The organism is Chryseobacterium sp. VD8, from assembly GCF_037149975.1.
Lineage (GTDB): Bacteria > Bacteroidota > Bacteroidia > Flavobacteriales > Weeksellaceae > Chryseobacterium > Chryseobacterium indicum.
The window spans coordinates 19,960-37,828 of sequence record NZ_JBBCQL010000013.1 but is presented as its reverse complement, the minus strand read 5'-3'; the positions used below and the strand labels follow the sequence as shown (position 1 = coordinate 37,828).

Sequence of the window (17,869 nt, the reverse complement as noted above, 5' to 3'; positions counted from 1 at the left end):
CGAAATACATTCCTGTTTTTATATCATAGTAGGCTTCATACTGTGTAGGATCTGCCAACTGATAATCTTTTTTGATAATTGCGGTATCGCTTACTTTTGCTGTAGCCCGCCTCTGCGCAAACGTAAATGTTGACACAAGTAAAAACGACAGGAACAGAATTATATTGAAATATTTATTATTCGCCACCAAATGTTAAATGTTTTTTAAAATTTGTTTTACCAACTCTTCTACTGAAATATCAGAATCCTGCTTCATGATTTTATCTGCAAGCTTCTCACTCATTCGCTTCGGAATGCCCAAAACTTCTAATGCAGATAACGATTCTTCCTTGATTTTATTATTTGCAAATGTGGAAATATTTTCTTCCGGATCGCTGTATTTCTGCACTTTATCCTTAAGATCTACAATAATTCTTTCAGCTGTTTTTGCACCGATTCCTTTCGCTTTCTGAATGAGTGCGCTGTTTTTTGATAATATTGCGGAAGCAATCTCATCAAGACTTAAAGTGGATAGTAAAATAAGTGCTGAAACCGCTCCTACTCCATTAACGCTTATTAACAGATTGAACATTTCTTTTTCTGAACGAGTGTTAAATCCAAATAATAAATGGGCGTCTTCCCGAATAATCTGCTGAATAAAAAGAAAGGTTTCTTTATTGGTTGTGAGGGTCTGTGAAGTCATTAAACTGATACCTACATAGTAACCAACTCCTTGTACGTTGATTACTGCGTAGGTAGGCGTAAGTTCCTGAACAATGCCTTGAAGTGAAAATATCATTATTAATTTTTATAACTCCCAAATATAGTAATTTAAACTAAGTTATGTTTTCATTTCACGCGCGAATGATTTTTAACTTAATTTTTAACTATAATTTTAACAATTGCTTCCAAAAACAAAAGACTCCGAAATCCGGAGTCTTTTAATTGTTTCAAATATTGTTAACCTTCTGTTTACTTTTTATCTTTTTTCTCTCTTCTCTGGGCATCCAGAACCGCAATGGTGGCAAGGTTTACAATCTCATCTACGCTGGAACGCATCTGCAGAACGTGAACCGGCTGTTTCAGCCCCATCAGAATTGGTCCGATTACCTGTGCTACTTTCATTCCTCTGATGATCTTGTAGGATAAGTTGGCACTTTCAAGATTCGGGAAAATGAATGTATTGGCAGGCGTTGTTCCTAATTTTGAGAACGGATAATCGCTTAAATGATCTGAATTCATAGCGAAATCCGGCTGAATTTCTCCATCTACGACCATTTTCGGATATTTTTCGTGAAGGATGCTTACTGCTTTAGCTACTTTTTTTGAAGTTTCGGAGATGGCTGCGAAATTTTCAAATCCTAGCATGGCAATTCTCGGTTCGATGGCAAAAGATTTTACAGTAAACTCTGCCATTTTAGCAATATTTACCAGATCTTCTGCTGTAGGATTCTGATTGATGGAAGTATCTGCGAAGAAAATGGGTTTCTTTTCAGACAGGATCATCATCATTGCTGCTACTTTATCAACCCCTTTATCTTTTTCAATTACTTCTAAAACAGGTCTTAAAACAGAAGTATAGTTTTTAGAGAAACCAACGATTAATCCGTCCGTATCGCCATGTTTCAGCATCAAAGGACCGAAATAATCTCTCTGGCGAACGAATCTTTTTGCTTTATATTCGTTCATTCCTTTTCTCTGACGAAGTTTCCAAAGTGTTTCTCTGTATTTTTTTCTGTTTTCTTTCTGGTCGTCATCGCTCGGATCAATAATCGGAATATCAAGATTGATCCCGAAATGTTCCATCTGCTCTTTGATGTATTTTTTATTTCCTAACAGACTCGGATACGCAATTCCTTCTTCATATAAGATCTGTGCAGCTTTCAGAACATTGTATTCTTCTGCGTTTCCTAAAGTAATTCTCTTCGGATTGGCTTTTGCACGGTTCTGCATCATTCTTACCAGCTTCTCGTCTCTTCCCATTCTGTCAAGAAGGCTGTTTTCGTATTCTTCGAAGTTTGTAATTGTTTTTCTGGCAATACCGCTTTCTACGGCAGCTTTTGCAACAGCACTTGAAACTTTCGTAATTAAACGGTTATCAAACGGTTTCGGAATAAAATATTCTCTTCCGAACTGCAGATTCTGAATATTATACGCTAAAATTACTGCTTCCGGAACAGGCTCTTTCGCTAAATCTGCAATGGCATGAACAGCCGCCAGTTTCATTGCTTCATTAATTCCTTTTGCCTGAACATCCAATGCTCCACGGAAAATGTAAGGGAAACCGAGAACGTTATTAACCTGATTAGGATAATCGCTTCTTCCTGTTGCCATAATGACATCTTTACGGGTTTCAATTGCTACATTATAGGCAATTTCCGGATCCGGATTTGCCAATGCGAAAACGATAGGGTTTTCGTTCATACTAAGCAACATTTCCGGTGTCATTACATTTCCTTTTGATAATCCGACGAAAACGTCTGAACCTTTTACGGCATCTTCCAATGTTTCGATATCTGTATGAGCAACAAAATCGATTTTTTCGGGAGTGAGGTTTTCTCTTTTATGGTTGATTACTCCTTTGCTGTCGCACATTAAGACGTTTTCTCTTTTCAAACCAAGAGAAATATAAAGGTTGGTACATGCAATGGCTGCTGCTCCTGCTCCGTTCACCACCATTTTCACTTCTTCGATCTTTTTATTGGCAATCTGAAGTGAGTTGATTAATGCTGCTGCGGAAATAATTGCTGTTCCGTGCTGATCGTCGTGCATCAAAGGAATATCCAGCTCTTCTTTCAGTCTCTGTTCTATATAAAACGCTTCGGGAGCTTTAATATCTTCAAGGTTGATTCCTCCAAACGTAGGAGCAATACCTTTTACAATTTCTATGAATTTATCAGGATCTTTTTCGTTGATTTCAATATCGAAAACGTTAATGTCCGCAAAAATTTTGAACAAAAGACCTTTCCCTTCCATTACCGGCTTCGAAGCTTCTGCTCCGATATCTCCCAAACCAAGAACTGCGGTACCGTTTGAAATAACAGCTACCAGATTTCCTTTTCCGGTGTAGTCGTACACCGTTTCCGGCTTATCGTGGATTTCCATACAAGGAACTGCAACCCCCGGAGAATACGCCAATGACAAATCTCTCTGAGATGAGTGTGGTTTTGAAGGGATCACTTCGATCTTACCTTTAGGTTCGGCTTTATGATAATCTAAAGCCGCCTGATTAAAGTTCTTTTCGTCGCGGTGGGTTTTACTTGACATATAATGAATTTTGTTGTTTTTAATTATAATATATATTGAATGTGGTAGCTTACCAGACTTTCGATAGGCTTCTGAACAATCTGTCCCACAGTAAGATTAAGCTCTGCCGCTGCAGAACGTAAAATATCTTCGTAATAATAGGCTATTGATCCGATGAAATTGATCTCAGCATGTCTGGATTCCATATAAGGCAGAACCTGATAATCAAAAAAGCTAAGCATTTCATCATGAACCATTTTCTGTAAATACGGATGATCTTTTCTTTCCACTACAAATTTGTTGAAATCTGCCAAATATGCATTCGGCCTTGAAGTGTGATACATATTTTTCAGGACTTCTTCTACGGTCAGCTTATACGTTTCTTCAAACTCCGATGAGAGATCTGCGGGAAGTTTCTGCATAAAGAATCTTCTTACCAGTTGTTTTCCGATCGCGCTTCCGCTTCCTTCGTCTCCTACAAGAAATCCGAGAGAAGGCAACTGAATTTTAATGGTTTCTCCGTTAAAATAGCAAGAATTGGAACCCGTTCCCAAAATACAGACAATTGCGGGTTTTCCTCTGTAAGCCGCATAAGCTGCTGCTGTAAGATCTTCCTTAACAATAATTTCTGCACCGATAAATACTTTACCCAGTTCTTCTATAATGATATCACAATTTTGCTGAACACCACATCCGGAACCATAAAAATAAATTTTTGTGACCGAATTTTTAACGGTGCTAAGACTTGTATTTTTTTCAATTTCAGGAACAATAAGTTCTTTGTTGATGAAGTTTGGGTTGAAACCAATGGTTTCTGTTTTCAGAAAGACCTTTTTAAAATCGTCCAAAATTACCCAGTCGGATTTTGTAGAACCACTATCAACAATAGCAACCATATTTTACATTTTAGTTTAAGGATGCTAAATTATGAATTTATCTTGTAAGATGATGGATTCTGAACATGACATATGTGTTATTTATAGTATAGCAAATCTGTACTCTTTTTTGTACAAACTAAAATGAACATAGAACAAACAAAAAGAGAGCCCACTAATTGGTAAAGCTCTCTTTCAGTAATTTTTTTCCAGATGCATTGTTATTGTTTTATGTCTGTTGTCTTTTTATCGTTAAACTGGATCAGCCAATCCTCAATTTCATCTTCCAGATAAGAGGTCTGAAGAATCATGGCATTGATGAAGTCATCGGGAACAGGTTCGTCTGTTGCATTTTCAAGATTCCATAGTTCATTAGACATATTTTCATACTCGGAATAGACACGTTTGAAGCGTGAATTTTCTCTTTCAAGAGCTTCAATATTTTGCTGCTGAAGCTGGAATTTTCTGTATTTGTTTTGACGTTTCATACAAATATTGTTAAAATGTGGTCGTAAAATTTTTTGATCGTATGCTTCTAATCGCGCATTACAAGATAGAAAAAACCATCAACACAAATAGTTGAAAATGAATTTATTATCAGGTCAGGTTTACATCATTCTGAAAATTAAATTTAGAAATAATTTTGAATCTAAAAAAATATTTAACATCTTTTTTTATCGGTTTAACATATAATTATAAATTTGCATATCATAAAAATCGGATGAGAGATTTAATACTACGTCAGAAACAGGTTTTGTTCTTCATCATTGCAGGAGGACTCAGTGCGGTTGTGGAAATCGGGAGTTTTAAACTCTTCAGCACTTCCCTTCCTCAGTTTTTTCCGCGCGAAACCAATTTCCACGGAATCCATTATCCGCTGAGCAATATTTTTTCCACAAGCTGCGGAATCATCTCCAATTATTTCCTGAGCATCTGGTTTGTTTTCGAAAGAGGAAAACATTCCAAAAGAAAAGAATTTGCATATTTTATGATGGTTTCTTTTATTTCGACTTTATTAAGTCTCGGTTTTTTCCAGATTTTCTACAGCTACATATTTAAGGATAATATAGATTTGATTATTTATACTCTGAGTCCGGAAATGATCAGTAAAATTGCGGCTATTCTTCTGGTTTCGGTTTTAAATTATTCCATCAAGAAAAAAGTAATCTTTAAAGGATAGGCTGTGACGAAAGTTTTAAATTACCTCTGGAGATTCTGGATGCTGATTTTGGCATTTGTCTTCACCATCCTTTTCGGAATCCCCGTTTATATTTTATCATTTAATAAAAAGCATTATAAATATGCTTACCGGTTTGTACGGTGGTGGAGTTACTGTATGTTTTTCGGGATGGGGCTTCGATATGATCTTACAAAACTTTCTGATCATAAACTGGACAAAAATCAACAGTACGTTTTCATATCCAATCACACTTCAATTATGGATATTATGCTGATGTGCATTTTATGTGCAGATCACCCTATTTGTTTTGTAGGAAAAAAAGAACTGGTAAAAATTCCGATTTTCGGTACTATATATAAAAGGATCTGTGTAATGGTAGACCGGAAAAGTGCAAGAAGCCGCGCCGATGTCTACCGCAGATGTGCCGAAAAAATGGAAGAAGGAAACAGCATTGTTATTTTTCCTGAAGGCGGTGTTCCGGATGATACTTCTATTATTCTGGATGAATTCAAAGATGGTGCATTTACACTTTCTTCAAAACACAACTCTCCTATCGTCGTTTTTACTTTCATCGGATTAAAGGAAATTTTCCCATTTGACAACTCAAAAGGTTATCCCGGCAAAGCAAAAGTATATTATAACGGTGTCTTAGATCCGTCAGATTCACCAAGAGATCTTAAATTATCTTCTTTTGAGACAATAAAAAAAACACTCTTACAACACTATAATTAATAGAAATAATATATATTTGTTTTCAGAAATTTTCAACAAATATGTCAAATTATTCTAAACAAACTAATTGGGGACAATTTATCCCATTGGTTACTGTATTTTTTTTCTGGGGATTTGTGGCGGCAAGTAATGACATTTTGATCCCGGTTTTTCAAAAAGCCTTTAATTTATCTCAAATCGAAAGTATGCTTGTACAGATATGCTTCTATGTGGCATATACAGTCGGCTCTTTAATTTATATGCTGATCTCTGCGGGATTAAAGCAGGATTTGGTAAATAAAATTGGTTATAAAAATGGTCTTATCGTAGGACTGCTTATTTCCGCAGCGGGAACTTTACTGTTCTATCCTGCTGCTAATACACATTCTTTCCCTTTAATGATCTCCGGATTATTTATTGTGGGATTAGGCTTTTCGCTACAGCAGATTGTAGCCAATCCTTTAGCCATTGAAGTTGGACCTTCTGAAACAGGTTCTCAAAGATTAACAATGGCAGGAGGAATTAATAATCTGGGAACAACGATCGGTCCACTGATTGTATCTTTTGCTATTTTCGGTTCTGCAGCAGCAGCGAATAATGATGTAAGTGTTGAAAGTGTAAAAGTTCCTTATCTTATTCTGGGGGTAGCTTTTGTTTTGGTTGCAATCATGCTTAAATTTTCTTCGCTTCCCGCTATAACACCTACGAATACAGAAACTAAGGATGATATGGTAAAAGGAGACCACAGAAAATCTGCTTTTCAATATCCTCAGTTAATTTTAGGAATGATTGCTATTTTCGTTTATGTAGGTGTAGAAGTTTCTACCGCTTCTAACCTTCCTGCCTATATGGAAAAAAGTTTAAATTTTGAAACGAAAGACGTGGCACCTTATATTTCTTTATATTGGGCTTCTTTGATGATTGGTCGTTGGACAGGTGCGGTTGAAGCTTTTGATGTAAGTGCAGGTTTCAAAAAAATCTTACGATTTTTAGCTCCTTATCTTGCATTTGGTGTATTCTTATTGGTAAATGCCATTGCAAAGCACGATCTGTCTCATTTCTATGTTTACGGATTGATTATTATTGCGATGATTATCTGCGATATTATGAGTAAAGGAAATCCGGCAAGAATGCTTTTGATCTTCTCGGTTGCAGGAATCACTGCATTACTTATAGGAATGTTTACTTCCGGAATGGTTTCCGTGTACGCTTTTACAAGTGTAGGTTTATTCTGCTCTACGCTTTGGCCGTGTATTTTTGCTCTTGCAATCAATGGGCTTGGAAAACACACCAACCAAGGTTCAGGCTTCCTGATCATGATGATTATGGGAGGAGGAATTGTAAGTTTCATTCAGGGGTATGTTGCCGATATGACGAATATTCACTTCAGCTATATTGTAGGTGTAATCTGTTTTGCTTATCTTGCTTTCTATGCAGTAAGAGTAAGCGGAATATTGAAATCTCAGGGAATTGATCTTGACAAAATCACGAAAGGAAGTGGTCACTAAGAAAACAGAAATACGATATAAAAAAAGGTTTTGGGCAGGTTTATTACTTGCCCAATTTCTTTTGTTTTATGCCTTCTCGAAATCTGCAATCATGATTTCTTTTTTTGAAAATTTATTTGAAATCCAGAAATCAGTTCATCAGATTATCTTTTCGTGGATACCTTTTTCCTTTGGAGATGTGCTTTATATTTTGTTGGGAATTTTTCTTTTGTATTGTATTATTACATCATTTAAAAAGAAACGCAGAAATTCTTCTTTATTAAAAATGTTAGTGAGCATAAACATCTTCTATTTTTGTTACCAGATATTTTGGGGGATGCTATACTTTCAGACTCCCGTTATTGAGAAACTTTCCAGCAAGAAAGAACCAACTGTTGAAAAAGCCAAATTACTTTCGTTAAAATATCTTGCGCTATGTAAGGAAACCCGAAAACTCACTTCCCAAAATAAAAACGGAATATTTATCATAAAAGATTTAAAAGCTGTTCAGGGAGAAATTCTTTATCAGCAGACAAAGCTTCCGAAAAGCATTTCAGATAAAAGGGCTTGTGACATTAATTCATTTAAGCCGAGCTTATTTAAAAACATCATGAATTTTACCGGAATTCTGGGATATTACAATCCGTTCACAGCGGAAGCACAATATAACTCACAATTACCTCCCAGTTTAATTCCTTTTACTTCTGCTCATGAAAGTTCACATCAGCTTGGTTTCGCAAGAGAGCAGGAAGCAAATTTTGTGGGATATCTTATCGGAATTCATTCGGAAAATACAGATCTTCGGTACAGCACAGAATATTTCACTTTAAAAAGCCTGCTGAATTTTATAGCAGATAAAGATCCTGAATTTGTAAAATCTGTTCTGAAGAATTATTCTGCTTCCATGAAAAAAGACAGAGCTAATGAAAAGGCTTTTGTCTTAAAACATCAGGGATTGCTGGACGACTTTTTCGGCTTTACAAATAATCTTTTCCTGAAAAGCAATCAACAGGAAGGATCAGTTACCTACTCCTATTTTATTGATCTTCTACTGAATTATGAAGAGATCTGAAAAATAAAAGAATCGTATCAGGCGATACGATTCTAAAAACACAAATGATGAAAAAAAATTTATTACCTTGACTTGTTCCCTCATTCAAGGCGATGTAAAAGTACGATATTTTTCAGAAATACAAAAGTAATTTTACTTTTTTTAAAAACTTTATGAAAACTTTATGAATTTTTAAGTTTTTATGAGTTCATATAAAATTGTTTGGATTCAGAATAAATTTCTACAGAACACACAAAATTCTAATTTAATATTCTTTAAATTTTCCTTTATTAATCAAGATTTAAACTTTTTGATCTTAAAAATAAAGGGTGTCCGATGTTATTTTACTAACAACACTTTCTTTTATCACTTTAAAAAGCAATTCACAAAATAAAAAAAATTGAGAAGTATCTTTTGCTTCTCAATTTTTAACTAAATACAATCAGAAAATATCTTTGAATTATTTCTGAGATTTTAAAATCTCATTTTCTTTTTTAAGTAATTCTATATCTCTTTTAAGCAGAGAAATATAATCCTCTAAGTTTTCTAGAACAGAATTCAGTATATTATAGTTTGACTTATGATTTCCAAAATTATCGTTAAAGCTTGAATTATCATTAAAAACAATTTCTGAAAACTCAGATTCTTTGATATCATCAACAGAAACATTAAGAGCTTTTGCCAGTTTCTCCCATTCGTCATCATAAATTTTTGATTTCCCATTTTCTTTACGCGAATAGCTGGAAGGATCTGTAGATAATATTTTTGCTATGGCTTGTTGAGATAGTTTTCTTTGTTTTCTAAGGTCTTTTAGTTTTTGTTGTATCATCCTCCGTGTTTATTTTGCAAATTTATAAAAAACCAAACGCAAAATCTGCAAAAAAATTGCAAGAAAATTGCAATTTTTATCCATTCGTCGTGAGATATTTTTTCATAGTTTTGAAAATCAATATTGATAAAGCGCTTTAAAAAATTCATTTATATATGTACAGATATAGATGAAAAAGTGATCAGTAAAACCCTATGTCAGGGATTGTATGACAAAATAAATTATTTAATACAAAAAAAATGAACAAATGAAAAATTTTAAAAAACTTTCGAGAAATGATTTGAAAGAAATTAATGGAGGAAAGGCATGTACCTTATCTATTCAAGCTCCTAACGGAACATGGATAAATTACCCTGGAACTTGTAATTATACAATAACAATGGTGCCAATAACAGATGAGTTATCAGTTCCTGTTAAGCATAGTTTTTGTAATGCAGGTTTAGGAGATGTTCCTTTAAGTTCAAATGGAGGTGTTTCACGTTGCTAAAAACTAAAAAAGATGCTGTTTTAAAAAACACTAATGAAGATTCATTATAGTTAAATAAATTATTATTTTGAACTGCCAAAAGTATTTTGAGACAGCATCTCTTATACAATAAATATGAATTGGAATTTTTTTAATTTAATATTTTTCGCTTTTTTTTTAGCTATATCCTGCTCAAAGAATCGAAATGAAACCATAATCAAAGGTAATATTCCTAATTTACCAGATGGAACATTATATATATTCAAAGAATCCATGCTAAATAAATTAGATAGCATACCTACATCTAATGGGAAATTTGAGTTAAAATATAAGAACCAATCAAATATTCCAGAGTATATTGGAATATTTCACATTGATAAAAAAAACGTGAAACGAGTTTTCGGGTTTCCAACTAATGTTCCTAAATGGGGATCTTCTGTTTTTATGACTGATCCTTTAATTGAAGTTTACGGAAGTATTGCAGAATATAAGCCTACCAATATAATGCCTCCTAAAGATGTCATATTTGTTTACAGCCCAAAATTAAAAATAGGAGAACAAACAACTGCTTTTTTTAATTCGGGTGATCCCATATTTAATTTTGATGATGCAACCCCATCAATCATTAATATTATAGAAAATAAAGTAAAACAATACCCATTTTCATATTATTTATTAGATAAAATTAATGAGAATAAAAATAGTTTTGCTCCAGAACAGGTTGACAAATTTTTAAAACTCTTCAAAGGAGAAATTACTCAAAGTACAACTTTTAAAAATTTATCCGCCTACAACAAAAAAAGATACACCGAGAAAAATACATCGCTTCCATCATTGGAAAATATCAGCGGTGAGAAATCTGCTATTTTGGATTCAAAATATAAAAAGCATCTGGTTGTTTTCTGGGCAAGTTGGTGCGGACCTTGCAGAGAGGAAATCCCTCTTTTGAAAAACATCTACAGTAAAAAAGATGAATCATTAGAATTTATTTCCATCTCAATTGATGAAGATAAAAATGCATGGAAAAAAGCACTCAATGAAGAAAAAATGGATTGGAAGCAATTCATCATCAATGGAAAAGATCCAAACTATGAAAAAATTCAGATGCATTTCAGATTAAATGGTGCGATTCCATATACTGTTCTTCTTGATAACAATTCTAAGATTTTAAGGTCTACTGTCGGTCTATCCTCAGAGAAAGATTTGCTGGATTTTATCGATGATAAGAAGTAAAAAGATTCAAATTCTTTATAAAATTGAATATAATATACTCACAAGCAATAAAATAAACATAAATCACGTTAAAATGAAAAAAGTATTTGTTTTTTTCAAACATCTGCTTATTTTTAATGAAAAATATTAATATGCTATTGGACAAACTCATTAACTATCTAAAACTCGACAAACAGGAGTTCCTTTTTCAGTTCAACTCACACCCAAATTATCCTTCTGCTCTGGCTTTCAGCGATACGTTAAATTTCATGGGCGTACGTAATGATGCTTACGAATTAGATAAAGAATATTGGGATGAACTTCCTGAAGAGTTTATTACCATAGTAGATAATTCGTTTTCGCTCGTTAAAAAAAACGGCACACAATATTCTATTTACTCAGATAAAGCAAAGACGTTAAATAAAGAAGAACTGCACAAAAAATCGACAGACTTTGTTTTACTTTTTGAAAAAGATAAAGTGGAGCAAAAAACCGTGACGAGTTATAAACCTTTTATTTATGCTATTTTTGCGGTCGTTCTAATTTATTCCGCAATTAATTTAGCATGGTATGAAGCAGTGTTCAACGTTTTATCGCTGGTTGGAGTTTATATTTCTTTAGAACTTTTTAACCAGAAATTTGGAAATACTTCTACCGTTATCGGAAGTATTTGTGGCGATACTGCAGGAAATCAGGCTGTAAATTCATGCAACAAAATCATTACTCAGGATAAAACAAGTATTTTAGGGCTTAAGTTTTCAGATTTTTCCCTGATCTATTTTGTTGGTCTTACCATTTTAGGATTATTTCTTCCTGTAACTTCGCTTCTTATTAAAGGTTTCACATTTGCTTCTGTTATTGCAATCGGCTATTCATTGTATGTTCAGGGCTTTGTTGAAAAAACTTTCTGCCGTGTATGTCTTTTAATTATTTCTGTTTTAACAGCTCAGATCTTAATCAGTGTTTTACTTTTTCCGCTTATATCTTTTGATCTGAAAACAGCTTTGCTTGGTATTATTTTGTGGATTGCTGTGTTTTCAATGGTGTTATACCTTAACAACACGCTTGAAGAAAAAGAAACACTACAAAAATCAAACGCAAAAAATTTAAGATTTAAAAGAAATTATGAACTTTTCAAAAGAGAACTTTTAGAAAACGAAAAAGTAACATTTTCTGATAATGAAACTTTTTTTGTAGGAAGTAAAGATGCCAAACTGCACTTATCAATTGTTTCAAATCCATACTGTGGATTTTGTAAAGATGCTCACAAAATTGTTGAGAATTTGCTTACAAAATATCCAAATGAGATTTCTGTACAAATGAGATTTAATTATTCTCCGGATAAACAGAATGAGAAATTCACCAATCTGATTTCAGATTTCATGTATACCTACAGAAACAAATCATCACAGGAGTTTCTGCATCTTATAGAATATTGGTTTGAAAATAAAGATGAAAACAAAGTAAGACAAAAAGCAGGAATTACTTCCACTCAGGAAGACCTGACTCCGCTTGTAGAAATGTCTGAAGAAAACAGAAATGCAGGATTAAATTTTACACCAATCATTTTGATCAACGGCTATCAGTTCCCGGATAAATATGATCGTGAAGATATTTACTATTTTATTGATGAATTATCTGAAGACGAAGAAATATAATTAATAATTAATTTTGGTAATACAAAATTCACTAATTTAGGAAAAATTTAAAGCGGAATCCGAAAAGCTTAAAGAGAGTAGGAAATCTACAAATTATTAATATTATGAAAAATCTAAAACAACTTTCAAGAGAAAATCTAAAATCTGTAAAAGGAGGATATACACAAGAACATACAAAGTTTTGTAACTCCAGAGGGTTTACTCCATGCTTAAGCGGAACTGATGACTTTGGATGTCGTGTTGACGGGCAATGCGTCACTTTTTAAAAAATCAATTAAAATATAAAATATCATGAAAAATCTAAAAAAACTTTCAAGAGAAAATTTGAAATCTGTAAAAGGAGGAATTACTAAAGAATGCGCTGAAGGACAGGCTGCTTCTGTAAAGTGCTATATCTCGCAATCTGAATGTACAAATGATCCTGACTCTGGAGGATTTTGCATTCGCTATTGTAATAGATATTGTTATTAATTTCAGCTAATGGCTGAATGTCAAGTGGATCCAAATTTATTAAATATTAAATCCAGACATTGTTCTTTTAGCCTGCGAAGGCATTTGCAATAAGTATTGCTACTCATAAAAGTCAAAACTTTTACAAAGAAATAGTTGTCGTCTTACCGGCGGCAACTTATTTATAAATAAAAACGTCAATCATTGAAATCTTTTCCTTTCTATCGCCAACCAGATTCTAAAGACTGCGGTCCTACCTGCCTTCGTATTGTAAGCAAACATTATGGCAAAAGTATCTCGCTCCAACAAATTCGTAACCTCTCTGAAACGACAAGGGAAGGAAGCAGTTTACTCGGATTGAGTGATGCAGCGGAAGACCTTGGTTTCCGCTCTTTGGGAGTTCAGATTAATTTCGAATCTTTAGCGGAGGAAGTTCCTCTTCCGTGTATTGTCCACTGGAATAAAAATCACTTCGTGGTTGTTTATAAAATAGACAAAAACAACAAAGTTTATGTTTCCGATCCGGGCTATGGATTGATTACTTATACCAGAGAAGAATTCATCAAGTTATGGATCGGTGAAAATGCCAATGAGAAAACAGAAGAAGGTATTGTTCTTATTTTAGAAACAACTCCTGCTTTTTTTCAGACAGAATTTGATGATCAGGAAAGTAAAGCCAGTTTTTCTTTTCTTTCAAAATATGTATTAAAGTATAAATCGCTGGTTATCCAGCTCGCAGTAGGACTTTTGGCAGGAAGTTTACTTTCTCTGATTTTCCCTTTCCTTACCCAGAGTATTGTCGATGTTGGTATTCAGAATCAGGATCTCAATTTCATTTATCTTGTCCTTTTGGCACAGGTGATGCTTTTTATGGGAAGAATGGGAATTGAAATGATCCGAAGCTGGATTTTGCTTCATCTTTCAGCAAGGATTAATATTTCTATTATTTCCGATTTCTTTATCAAACTCATGAAGCTTCCGATCAGTTTCTTCGATACAAGAATGACGGGAGATATCATGCAGAGAATTAATGACCATCACAGAATCGAGCAGCTTCTCACAAGTTCTTCGCTGAACACCCTGTTTTCATTGGTCAATCTTATTATTTTTAGTATTGTACTGTTATTTTATGATTACAGGCTGTTTATCGTTTATCTTATCGGAGCAGCGGCTTATATCGGATGGATCAGTTTTTTCCTGAGCAAAAGAAAAGAACTCGATTACAAAAGATTTTCACAGGTTTCCCAGGAACAGAGTAAAGTGATCGAGCTGATCAACGGGATGCAGGAAATTAAAATGCATAATGCCGAGAAACAGAAACGATGGGATTGGGAATTTCTTCAGGTTAAATTATTCAAGCTGAGAATAAAATCTTTGTCTTTGGAACAATGGCAGTCCGTAGGAGGAAACTTCATCAATCAGATGAAAGATATTTTTGTGAGTTTTCTTTCGGCAAAACTGGTACTTGACGGAAATCTTACCTTAGGTATGATGCTTTCTGTTCAGTATATCATCGGGCAGTTAAACAGTCCATTGCTTCAATTAATTGATTTCATTAAACAATTTCAGGATGCTAAAATTTCTTTGGAAAGATTGGGTGAAATTCATGATAAGGATGATGAGGAGAATAAGGAAGAGCAATATTCCCACGAAATTCCGGAAAAAGACATTCTGGTGGAAAATGTTTCGTTCAGATACACAGGTTCAGATGTTCCCGTATTTGAAAATCTTACCCTCAGCATTCCCTTTCAGAAAACGACGGCCATTGTTGGAGCCAGCGGAAGCGGAAAAACGACACTTTTAAAACTTTTAATGAAATTCTACGAACCTTCTCAGGGAGAAATTCGATTGGGGAATACAAAGCTTAACAATATTTCTCCGAGATTCTGGAGAGACCATTGCGGAGTGGTGATGCAGGAAGGCTATGTTTTTAATGACACTATTGCCAATAATATTGCCGTAGGTGAAGATTATGTGGATAAGCAAAAATTGAGGAGATCCGTAGAAATTGCAAACATTAAAGAATTCATAGAAGAGTTACCTTTAAGCTACAACACAAAAATAGGAAATGAAGGTTTGGGAGTGAGCGGTGGTCAGAAACAGAGACTTTTCATTGCAAGAGCGGTTTATAAATCTCCTGATTATATTTTATTCGATGAAGCAACTTCAGCTTTGGATGCAAACAATGAAAAAGTAATCATGGAAAATCTCGAACAGTTCTTCAAAGGAAAAACAGCAGTTGTGATAGCCCACAGGCTTTCCACCGTAAAACATGCCGATAAAATTATTGTTTTGGATAAAGGAAAAGTAGTGGAAGAAGGAAACCATGCAGAATTGGTTGCTCTGAGAGGAGAATATTACAGACTGGTGAAGAATCAGTTAGAACTTGGAAATTAAATTTTAGGTATACAGCGAAATCCGAAAAGCTTACAGAGTAGGAGTAAATAACAAAAATCAATTTATTTTATGAAAAACATGAAGAAGTTAACAAGAGAACATCTTAAAAATGTAAAGGGAGCAGGGGGTCCAACATATCCGGACGATTCTATTTATTATTGCCACTGCGGCGGTACCGGATGGTATATTGTAGAGGAAAAATCGTGTATGGATATTAACGGGAATTATTATCCGCCGATTTGCCAATAATTCAATTTAAATCACATTCAAAATTACTATGAAAAATCTAAAAAAATTAACACGTAAAGATCTAAAAAATCTGAAAGGAAGCGGAGGTGGATTTTCGGGTGAAGGTTTAGGCGGCGGAGATTGTGGAGATTATTTCCCACAAGATCCTCCCATGCCGGGAGAGCCTTATAACTGCGGATGCAATTATCTTGCATGGTGCGAAAAAATGTCCGCCTGTGTACACATGAACTTTTACAGTGCAGAAAATTGTCATACAAACTAAAACAAATTTTAATTATGAAAAATTTAAAAAAATTAACAAGAAAAGATTTAAAAGATCTTAAAGGAGGAGGATTAAACGATTGCGGAGCATATTTCCCGCCAGAACCACCACTTCCGGGAGAACCGTATGATTGTGGCTGCAACCTTATGTGGTGCGCAAAAAGAAGTGCATGTATTCATCAGAATATGTACTCTCCGCAAATCTGCGAATAATTAAAAATTTTAAATTTCAATTTAAATCTGATGTATAACAATAGCAATCTTCTTAACGGAAGATTGCTTATATTAAAGTATGGAAAAAGACATTTTAGATAATATTGAGCTTCGTTCTGAAAGTGTTCAGGATATTCTTACCCAGCCTCCTCATTGGATGATCCGATGGGGGAATACCATTATATTTCTAATATTGGTACTGATACTAATCATGAGTTATATTATAAAATATCCGGAATTCATTCCTGCGCCAATTATTGTGACTTCACAAAATCCACCTGAAAAATTAGAAGCCAGAACCAATTCTAAAATTGAAAAAATATTCATCAAAGATCATCAGGAAGTTAAAAAAGATCAGGTATTGATGGTCATGCAGTCTTCTGCAAACTACAAAGATGTTCTTGCATTAAAAAAAATAATCGATTCTTTATCTCCGAATCAATTATCATCGTTTCCACTAACCGAAACCTCCCATTTCAAACTGGGAGAACTTCAGGGAGATTATAATGGTTTTGCAAAAGCATTTCAGGATGAAGCCTTATTTACAAGATTGCAGCCTTATGCGCCGGAAAATCTAGCCGCCAATCAAAGCCTTTCCGAATACAGGGTAAGAATTGCTACTACCAAACAGCAAAAAAATCTTGAGCAGGCTAAATATGAGCTAACCAAAAAAAACTACATCCGTTCTCAGGAATTATTCAACCAGGGAGTTATCTCTTCCATGGAACTTGAAAACGAGAAAATAAAATATATACAGGCGCAACAGAATTTAGAAAACATTAATATTTCTCTTTCACAGATGGAAGAAGGAATTTCTAATTTAAATAAAACAAAAAGCGGAACTGCCATTAATACAGAAAAAGACAAGATCAACTACTCTACCCAGACTTTACAGTTGTTTGAACAGTTGAGAAAATCCCTGAAACAATGGGAACAAAACTATCTTCTTATTTCGAATACAGACGGCATTGCAAGTTTTCAGCAGTTTTTCGGCGAAAACCAGTTTATTAAAGCCGGAGATGCCGTTCTATCCATTCTTCCTAAAAACAGGGAAAAATTAGTCGGCAGAATGTCTGTTCCGGCTACCAACTCAGGTAAGATTGCTTCGGGTGAAAAGGTTTTAATTAAGCTCGATAATTACCGTTATCAGGAATATGGAATCGTGGAAGGAAAAGTGCAGAATATCTCTCTTTCTCCCGATAAAGAAGGAAATTATTATGTAGATGTACTTCTCCCGAAAGGATTAAAGACCAGTTATAACAAAAATTTAGTTTTTGATAAAGAGTTAAAAGGCAATGCCGAGATTGTCACTCAGGATTTGAGGTTAATCGAACGCTTTTTCTATCAAATGAGGAAGTTGCTAGGATATCAAAGCTAATACAGAATATAGAAACCGAAACGTAATTGTTTCGGTTTATTTTTGCAGTCAGTTATATACAACTGGCTTTTTTTATAGATAAAAAAGTTCGACAATCATAAAATAAAAAGGTTTCAGAAATATCCTGAAACCTTTTATTCATCTGTAGCGAAGACGGGAATTGAACCCGTGACCTCAGGGTTATGAATCCTGCGCTCTAACCAACTGAGCTACCTCGCCGTTTTGGT

Annotated in this window: 19 protein-coding genes and 1 tRNA gene; 14 read left to right on the top strand and 6 right to left on the bottom strand. The window is 34.3% G+C overall.

Going from position 1 to position 17,869, the window contains the following annotated elements; translation table 11 throughout:
* Positions 1–193: 193 nt before the first annotated feature.
* From ruvA to WFK35_RS02945, 4 genes are all read right to left on the bottom strand, one after another.
* Positions 194–778, bottom strand: coding sequence for a Holliday junction branch migration protein RuvA (gene ruvA / locus WFK35_RS02960; protein ID WP_336731262.1), 585 nt, complete (start codon positions 776–778; stop codon positions 194–196).
* Positions 779–951: 173 nt separating this feature from the next.
* The gene (locus WFK35_RS02955; protein WP_235132889.1) at positions 952–3,246 is read right to left on the bottom strand and encodes an NADP-dependent malic enzyme; all 2,295 of its coding nucleotides are present in this window, start codon (positions 3,244–3,246) and stop codon (positions 952–954) included.
* A gap of 23 nt (positions 3,247–3,269) precedes the next feature.
* Positions 3,270–4,121 carry an ATPase gene (locus WFK35_RS02950; RefSeq protein WP_336731261.1) on the bottom strand — a complete coding sequence of 284 codons (852 nt, stop codon included), beginning with the start codon at positions 4,119–4,121 and terminating at the stop codon, positions 3,270–3,272.
* A 200-nt stretch (positions 4,122–4,321) separates the two neighbouring features.
* Entirely contained in the window at positions 4,322–4,588 is a 267-nt protein-coding gene (locus WFK35_RS02945) for a hypothetical protein (RefSeq protein ID WP_087710611.1), read from the bottom strand.
* 233 nt (positions 4,589–4,821) lie between these two features.
* Between WFK35_RS02945 and WFK35_RS02940 the strand changes: the two genes are divergently transcribed.
* The 4 genes from WFK35_RS02940 (at position 4,822) to WFK35_RS02925 (ending at position 8,550) form a co-directional block, all read left to right on the top strand.
* Complete coding sequence (locus WFK35_RS02940; RefSeq protein ID WP_336731260.1) at positions 4,822–5,280, top strand: GtrA family protein; 459 nt, start codon at positions 4,822–4,824, stop codon at positions 5,278–5,280.
* A gap of 3 nt (positions 5,281–5,283) precedes the next feature.
* The gene (locus WFK35_RS02935) at positions 5,284–6,012 is read left to right on the top strand and encodes a lysophospholipid acyltransferase family protein (protein WP_336731259.1); all 729 of its coding nucleotides are present in this window, start codon (positions 5,284–5,286) and stop codon (positions 6,010–6,012) included.
* Positions 6,013–6,053: 41 nt separating this feature from the next.
* Positions 6,054–7,499 (top strand): sugar MFS transporter, encoded by a 1,446-nt coding sequence (locus WFK35_RS02930; RefSeq protein WP_336731257.1) that lies wholly within the window; start codon positions 6,054–6,056, stop codon positions 7,497–7,499.
* Between the two features lie 91 nt (positions 7,500–7,590).
* Complete coding sequence (locus WFK35_RS02925) at positions 7,591–8,550, top strand: DUF3810 domain-containing protein (protein ID WP_336731255.1); 960 nt, start codon at positions 7,591–7,593, stop codon at positions 8,548–8,550.
* A gap of 439 nt (positions 8,551–8,989) precedes the next feature.
* Here the strand turns inward: WFK35_RS02925 and WFK35_RS02920 are convergent, their stop codons facing one another.
* Positions 8,990–9,358 (bottom strand): helix-turn-helix transcriptional regulator, encoded by a 369-nt coding sequence (locus tag WFK35_RS02920; RefSeq protein WP_336731254.1) that lies wholly within the window; start codon positions 9,356–9,358, stop codon positions 8,990–8,992.
* Positions 9,359–9,605: 247 nt separating this feature from the next.
* Here WFK35_RS02920 and WFK35_RS02915 point away from each other — a divergent pair, with 247 nt between their 5' ends.
* From WFK35_RS02915 to WFK35_RS02880, 10 genes are all read left to right on the top strand, one after another.
* Positions 9,606–9,845, top strand: a complete 240-nt coding sequence (locus WFK35_RS02915) for a bacteriocin-like protein (RefSeq protein WP_336731252.1) — start codon at positions 9,606–9,608, stop codon at positions 9,843–9,845.
* A 114-nt stretch (positions 9,846–9,959) separates the two neighbouring features.
* Positions 9,960–11,057: a TlpA disulfide reductase family protein gene (locus tag WFK35_RS02910; protein WP_336731251.1), complete on the top strand. Its 1,098-nt coding sequence runs from the start codon at positions 9,960–9,962 to the stop codon at positions 11,055–11,057.
* Positions 11,058–11,173: 116 nt separating this feature from the next.
* On the top strand, positions 11,174–12,694 hold the full coding sequence (locus WFK35_RS02905; RefSeq protein ID WP_336731250.1) for a thioredoxin domain-containing protein: 1,521 nt from the start codon (positions 11,174–11,176) through the stop codon (positions 12,692–12,694).
* Positions 12,695–12,798: 104 nt separating this feature from the next.
* Positions 12,799–12,960, top strand: a complete 162-nt coding sequence (locus tag WFK35_RS23265; RefSeq protein ID WP_442891985.1) for a bacteriocin-like protein — start codon at positions 12,799–12,801, stop codon at positions 12,958–12,960.
* A 25-nt stretch (positions 12,961–12,985) separates the two neighbouring features.
* On the top strand, positions 12,986–13,165 hold the full coding sequence (locus WFK35_RS23260) for a bacteriocin-like protein (protein ID WP_431306835.1): 180 nt from the start codon (positions 12,986–12,988) through the stop codon (positions 13,163–13,165).
* 183 nt (positions 13,166–13,348) lie between these two features.
* A complete protein-coding gene (locus WFK35_RS02900; RefSeq protein WP_214588487.1) occupies positions 13,349–15,541 on the top strand; it encodes a peptidase domain-containing ABC transporter in 2,193 nt (730 codons plus the stop codon).
* Between the two features lie 69 nt (positions 15,542–15,610).
* The gene (locus tag WFK35_RS02895) at positions 15,611–15,790 is read left to right on the top strand and encodes a bacteriocin-like protein (RefSeq protein WP_436835758.1); all 180 of its coding nucleotides are present in this window, start codon (positions 15,611–15,613) and stop codon (positions 15,788–15,790) included.
* Positions 15,791–15,818: 28 nt separating this feature from the next.
* Positions 15,819–16,052, top strand: a complete 234-nt coding sequence (locus tag WFK35_RS02890) for a bacteriocin-like protein (protein ID WP_336731249.1) — start codon at positions 15,819–15,821, stop codon at positions 16,050–16,052.
* A 14-nt stretch (positions 16,053–16,066) separates the two neighbouring features.
* Complete coding sequence (locus WFK35_RS02885) at positions 16,067–16,264, top strand: bacteriocin-like protein (RefSeq protein ID WP_214588484.1); 198 nt, start codon at positions 16,067–16,069, stop codon at positions 16,262–16,264.
* Positions 16,265–16,343: 79 nt separating this feature from the next.
* Entirely contained in the window at positions 16,344–17,642 is a 1,299-nt protein-coding gene (locus tag WFK35_RS02880; RefSeq protein WP_336731247.1) for an HlyD family secretion protein, read from the top strand.
* 145 nt (positions 17,643–17,787) lie between these two features.
* Here the strand turns inward: WFK35_RS02880 and WFK35_RS02875 are convergent.
* Positions 17,788–17,861 (bottom strand) — tRNA-Met (locus WFK35_RS02875).
* Positions 17,862–17,869: the final 8 nt, after the last annotated feature.

What these genes read in the sequence shown, in the direction of transcription:
- WFK35_RS02905 (WP_336731250.1), top strand. Translation starts at nt 11,174, where the DNA reads ATGAAAAATATTAATATGCTATTGGACAAACTCATTAACTATCTAAAA.
- WFK35_RS23265 (WP_442891985.1), top strand. Translation starts at nt 12,799, where the DNA reads ATGAAAAATCTAAAACAACTTTCAAGAGAAAATCTAAAATCTGTAAAA.
- WFK35_RS02885 (WP_214588484.1), top strand. Translation starts at nt 16,067, where the DNA reads ATGAAAAATTTAAAAAAATTAACAAGAAAAGATTTAAAAGATCTTAAA.
- WFK35_RS02915 (WP_336731252.1), top strand. Translation starts at nt 9,606, where the DNA reads ATGAAAAATTTTAAAAAACTTTCGAGAAATGATTTGAAAGAAATTAAT.
- WFK35_RS02920 (WP_336731254.1), bottom strand. Translation starts at nt 9,358, where the DNA reads ATGATACAACAAAAACTAAAAGACCTTAGAAAACAAAGAAAACTATCT.
- WFK35_RS02930 (WP_336731257.1), top strand. Translation starts at nt 6,054, where the DNA reads ATGTCAAATTATTCTAAACAAACTAATTGGGGACAATTTATCCCATTG.
- WFK35_RS02950 (WP_336731261.1), bottom strand. Translation starts at nt 4,121, where the DNA reads ATGGTTGCTATTGTTGATAGTGGTTCTACAAAATCCGACTGGGTAATT.
- WFK35_RS02925 (WP_336731255.1), top strand. Translation starts at nt 7,591, where the DNA reads ATGATTTCTTTTTTTGAAAATTTATTTGAAATCCAGAAATCAGTTCAT.
- WFK35_RS02945 (WP_087710611.1), bottom strand. Translation starts at nt 4,588, where the DNA reads ATGAAACGTCAAAACAAATACAGAAAATTCCAGCTTCAGCAGCAAAAT.
- WFK35_RS02895 (WP_436835758.1), top strand. Translation starts at nt 15,611, where the DNA reads ATGAAAAACATGAAGAAGTTAACAAGAGAACATCTTAAAAATGTAAAG.
- WFK35_RS02890 (WP_336731249.1), top strand. Translation starts at nt 15,819, where the DNA reads ATGAAAAATCTAAAAAAATTAACACGTAAAGATCTAAAAAATCTGAAA.
- WFK35_RS02940 (WP_336731260.1), top strand. Translation starts at nt 4,822, where the DNA reads ATGAGAGATTTAATACTACGTCAGAAACAGGTTTTGTTCTTCATCATT.
- WFK35_RS02910 (WP_336731251.1), top strand. Translation starts at nt 9,960, where the DNA reads ATGAATTGGAATTTTTTTAATTTAATATTTTTCGCTTTTTTTTTAGCT.
- WFK35_RS02880 (WP_336731247.1), top strand. Translation starts at nt 16,344, where the DNA reads ATGGAAAAAGACATTTTAGATAATATTGAGCTTCGTTCTGAAAGTGTT.
- WFK35_RS23260 (WP_431306835.1), top strand. Translation starts at nt 12,986, where the DNA reads ATGAAAAATCTAAAAAAACTTTCAAGAGAAAATTTGAAATCTGTAAAA.
- ruvA (WP_336731262.1), bottom strand. Translation starts at nt 778, where the DNA reads ATGATATTTTCACTTCAAGGCATTGTTCAGGAACTTACGCCTACCTAC.
- WFK35_RS02955 (WP_235132889.1), bottom strand. Translation starts at nt 3,246, where the DNA reads ATGTCAAGTAAAACCCACCGCGACGAAAAGAACTTTAATCAGGCGGCT.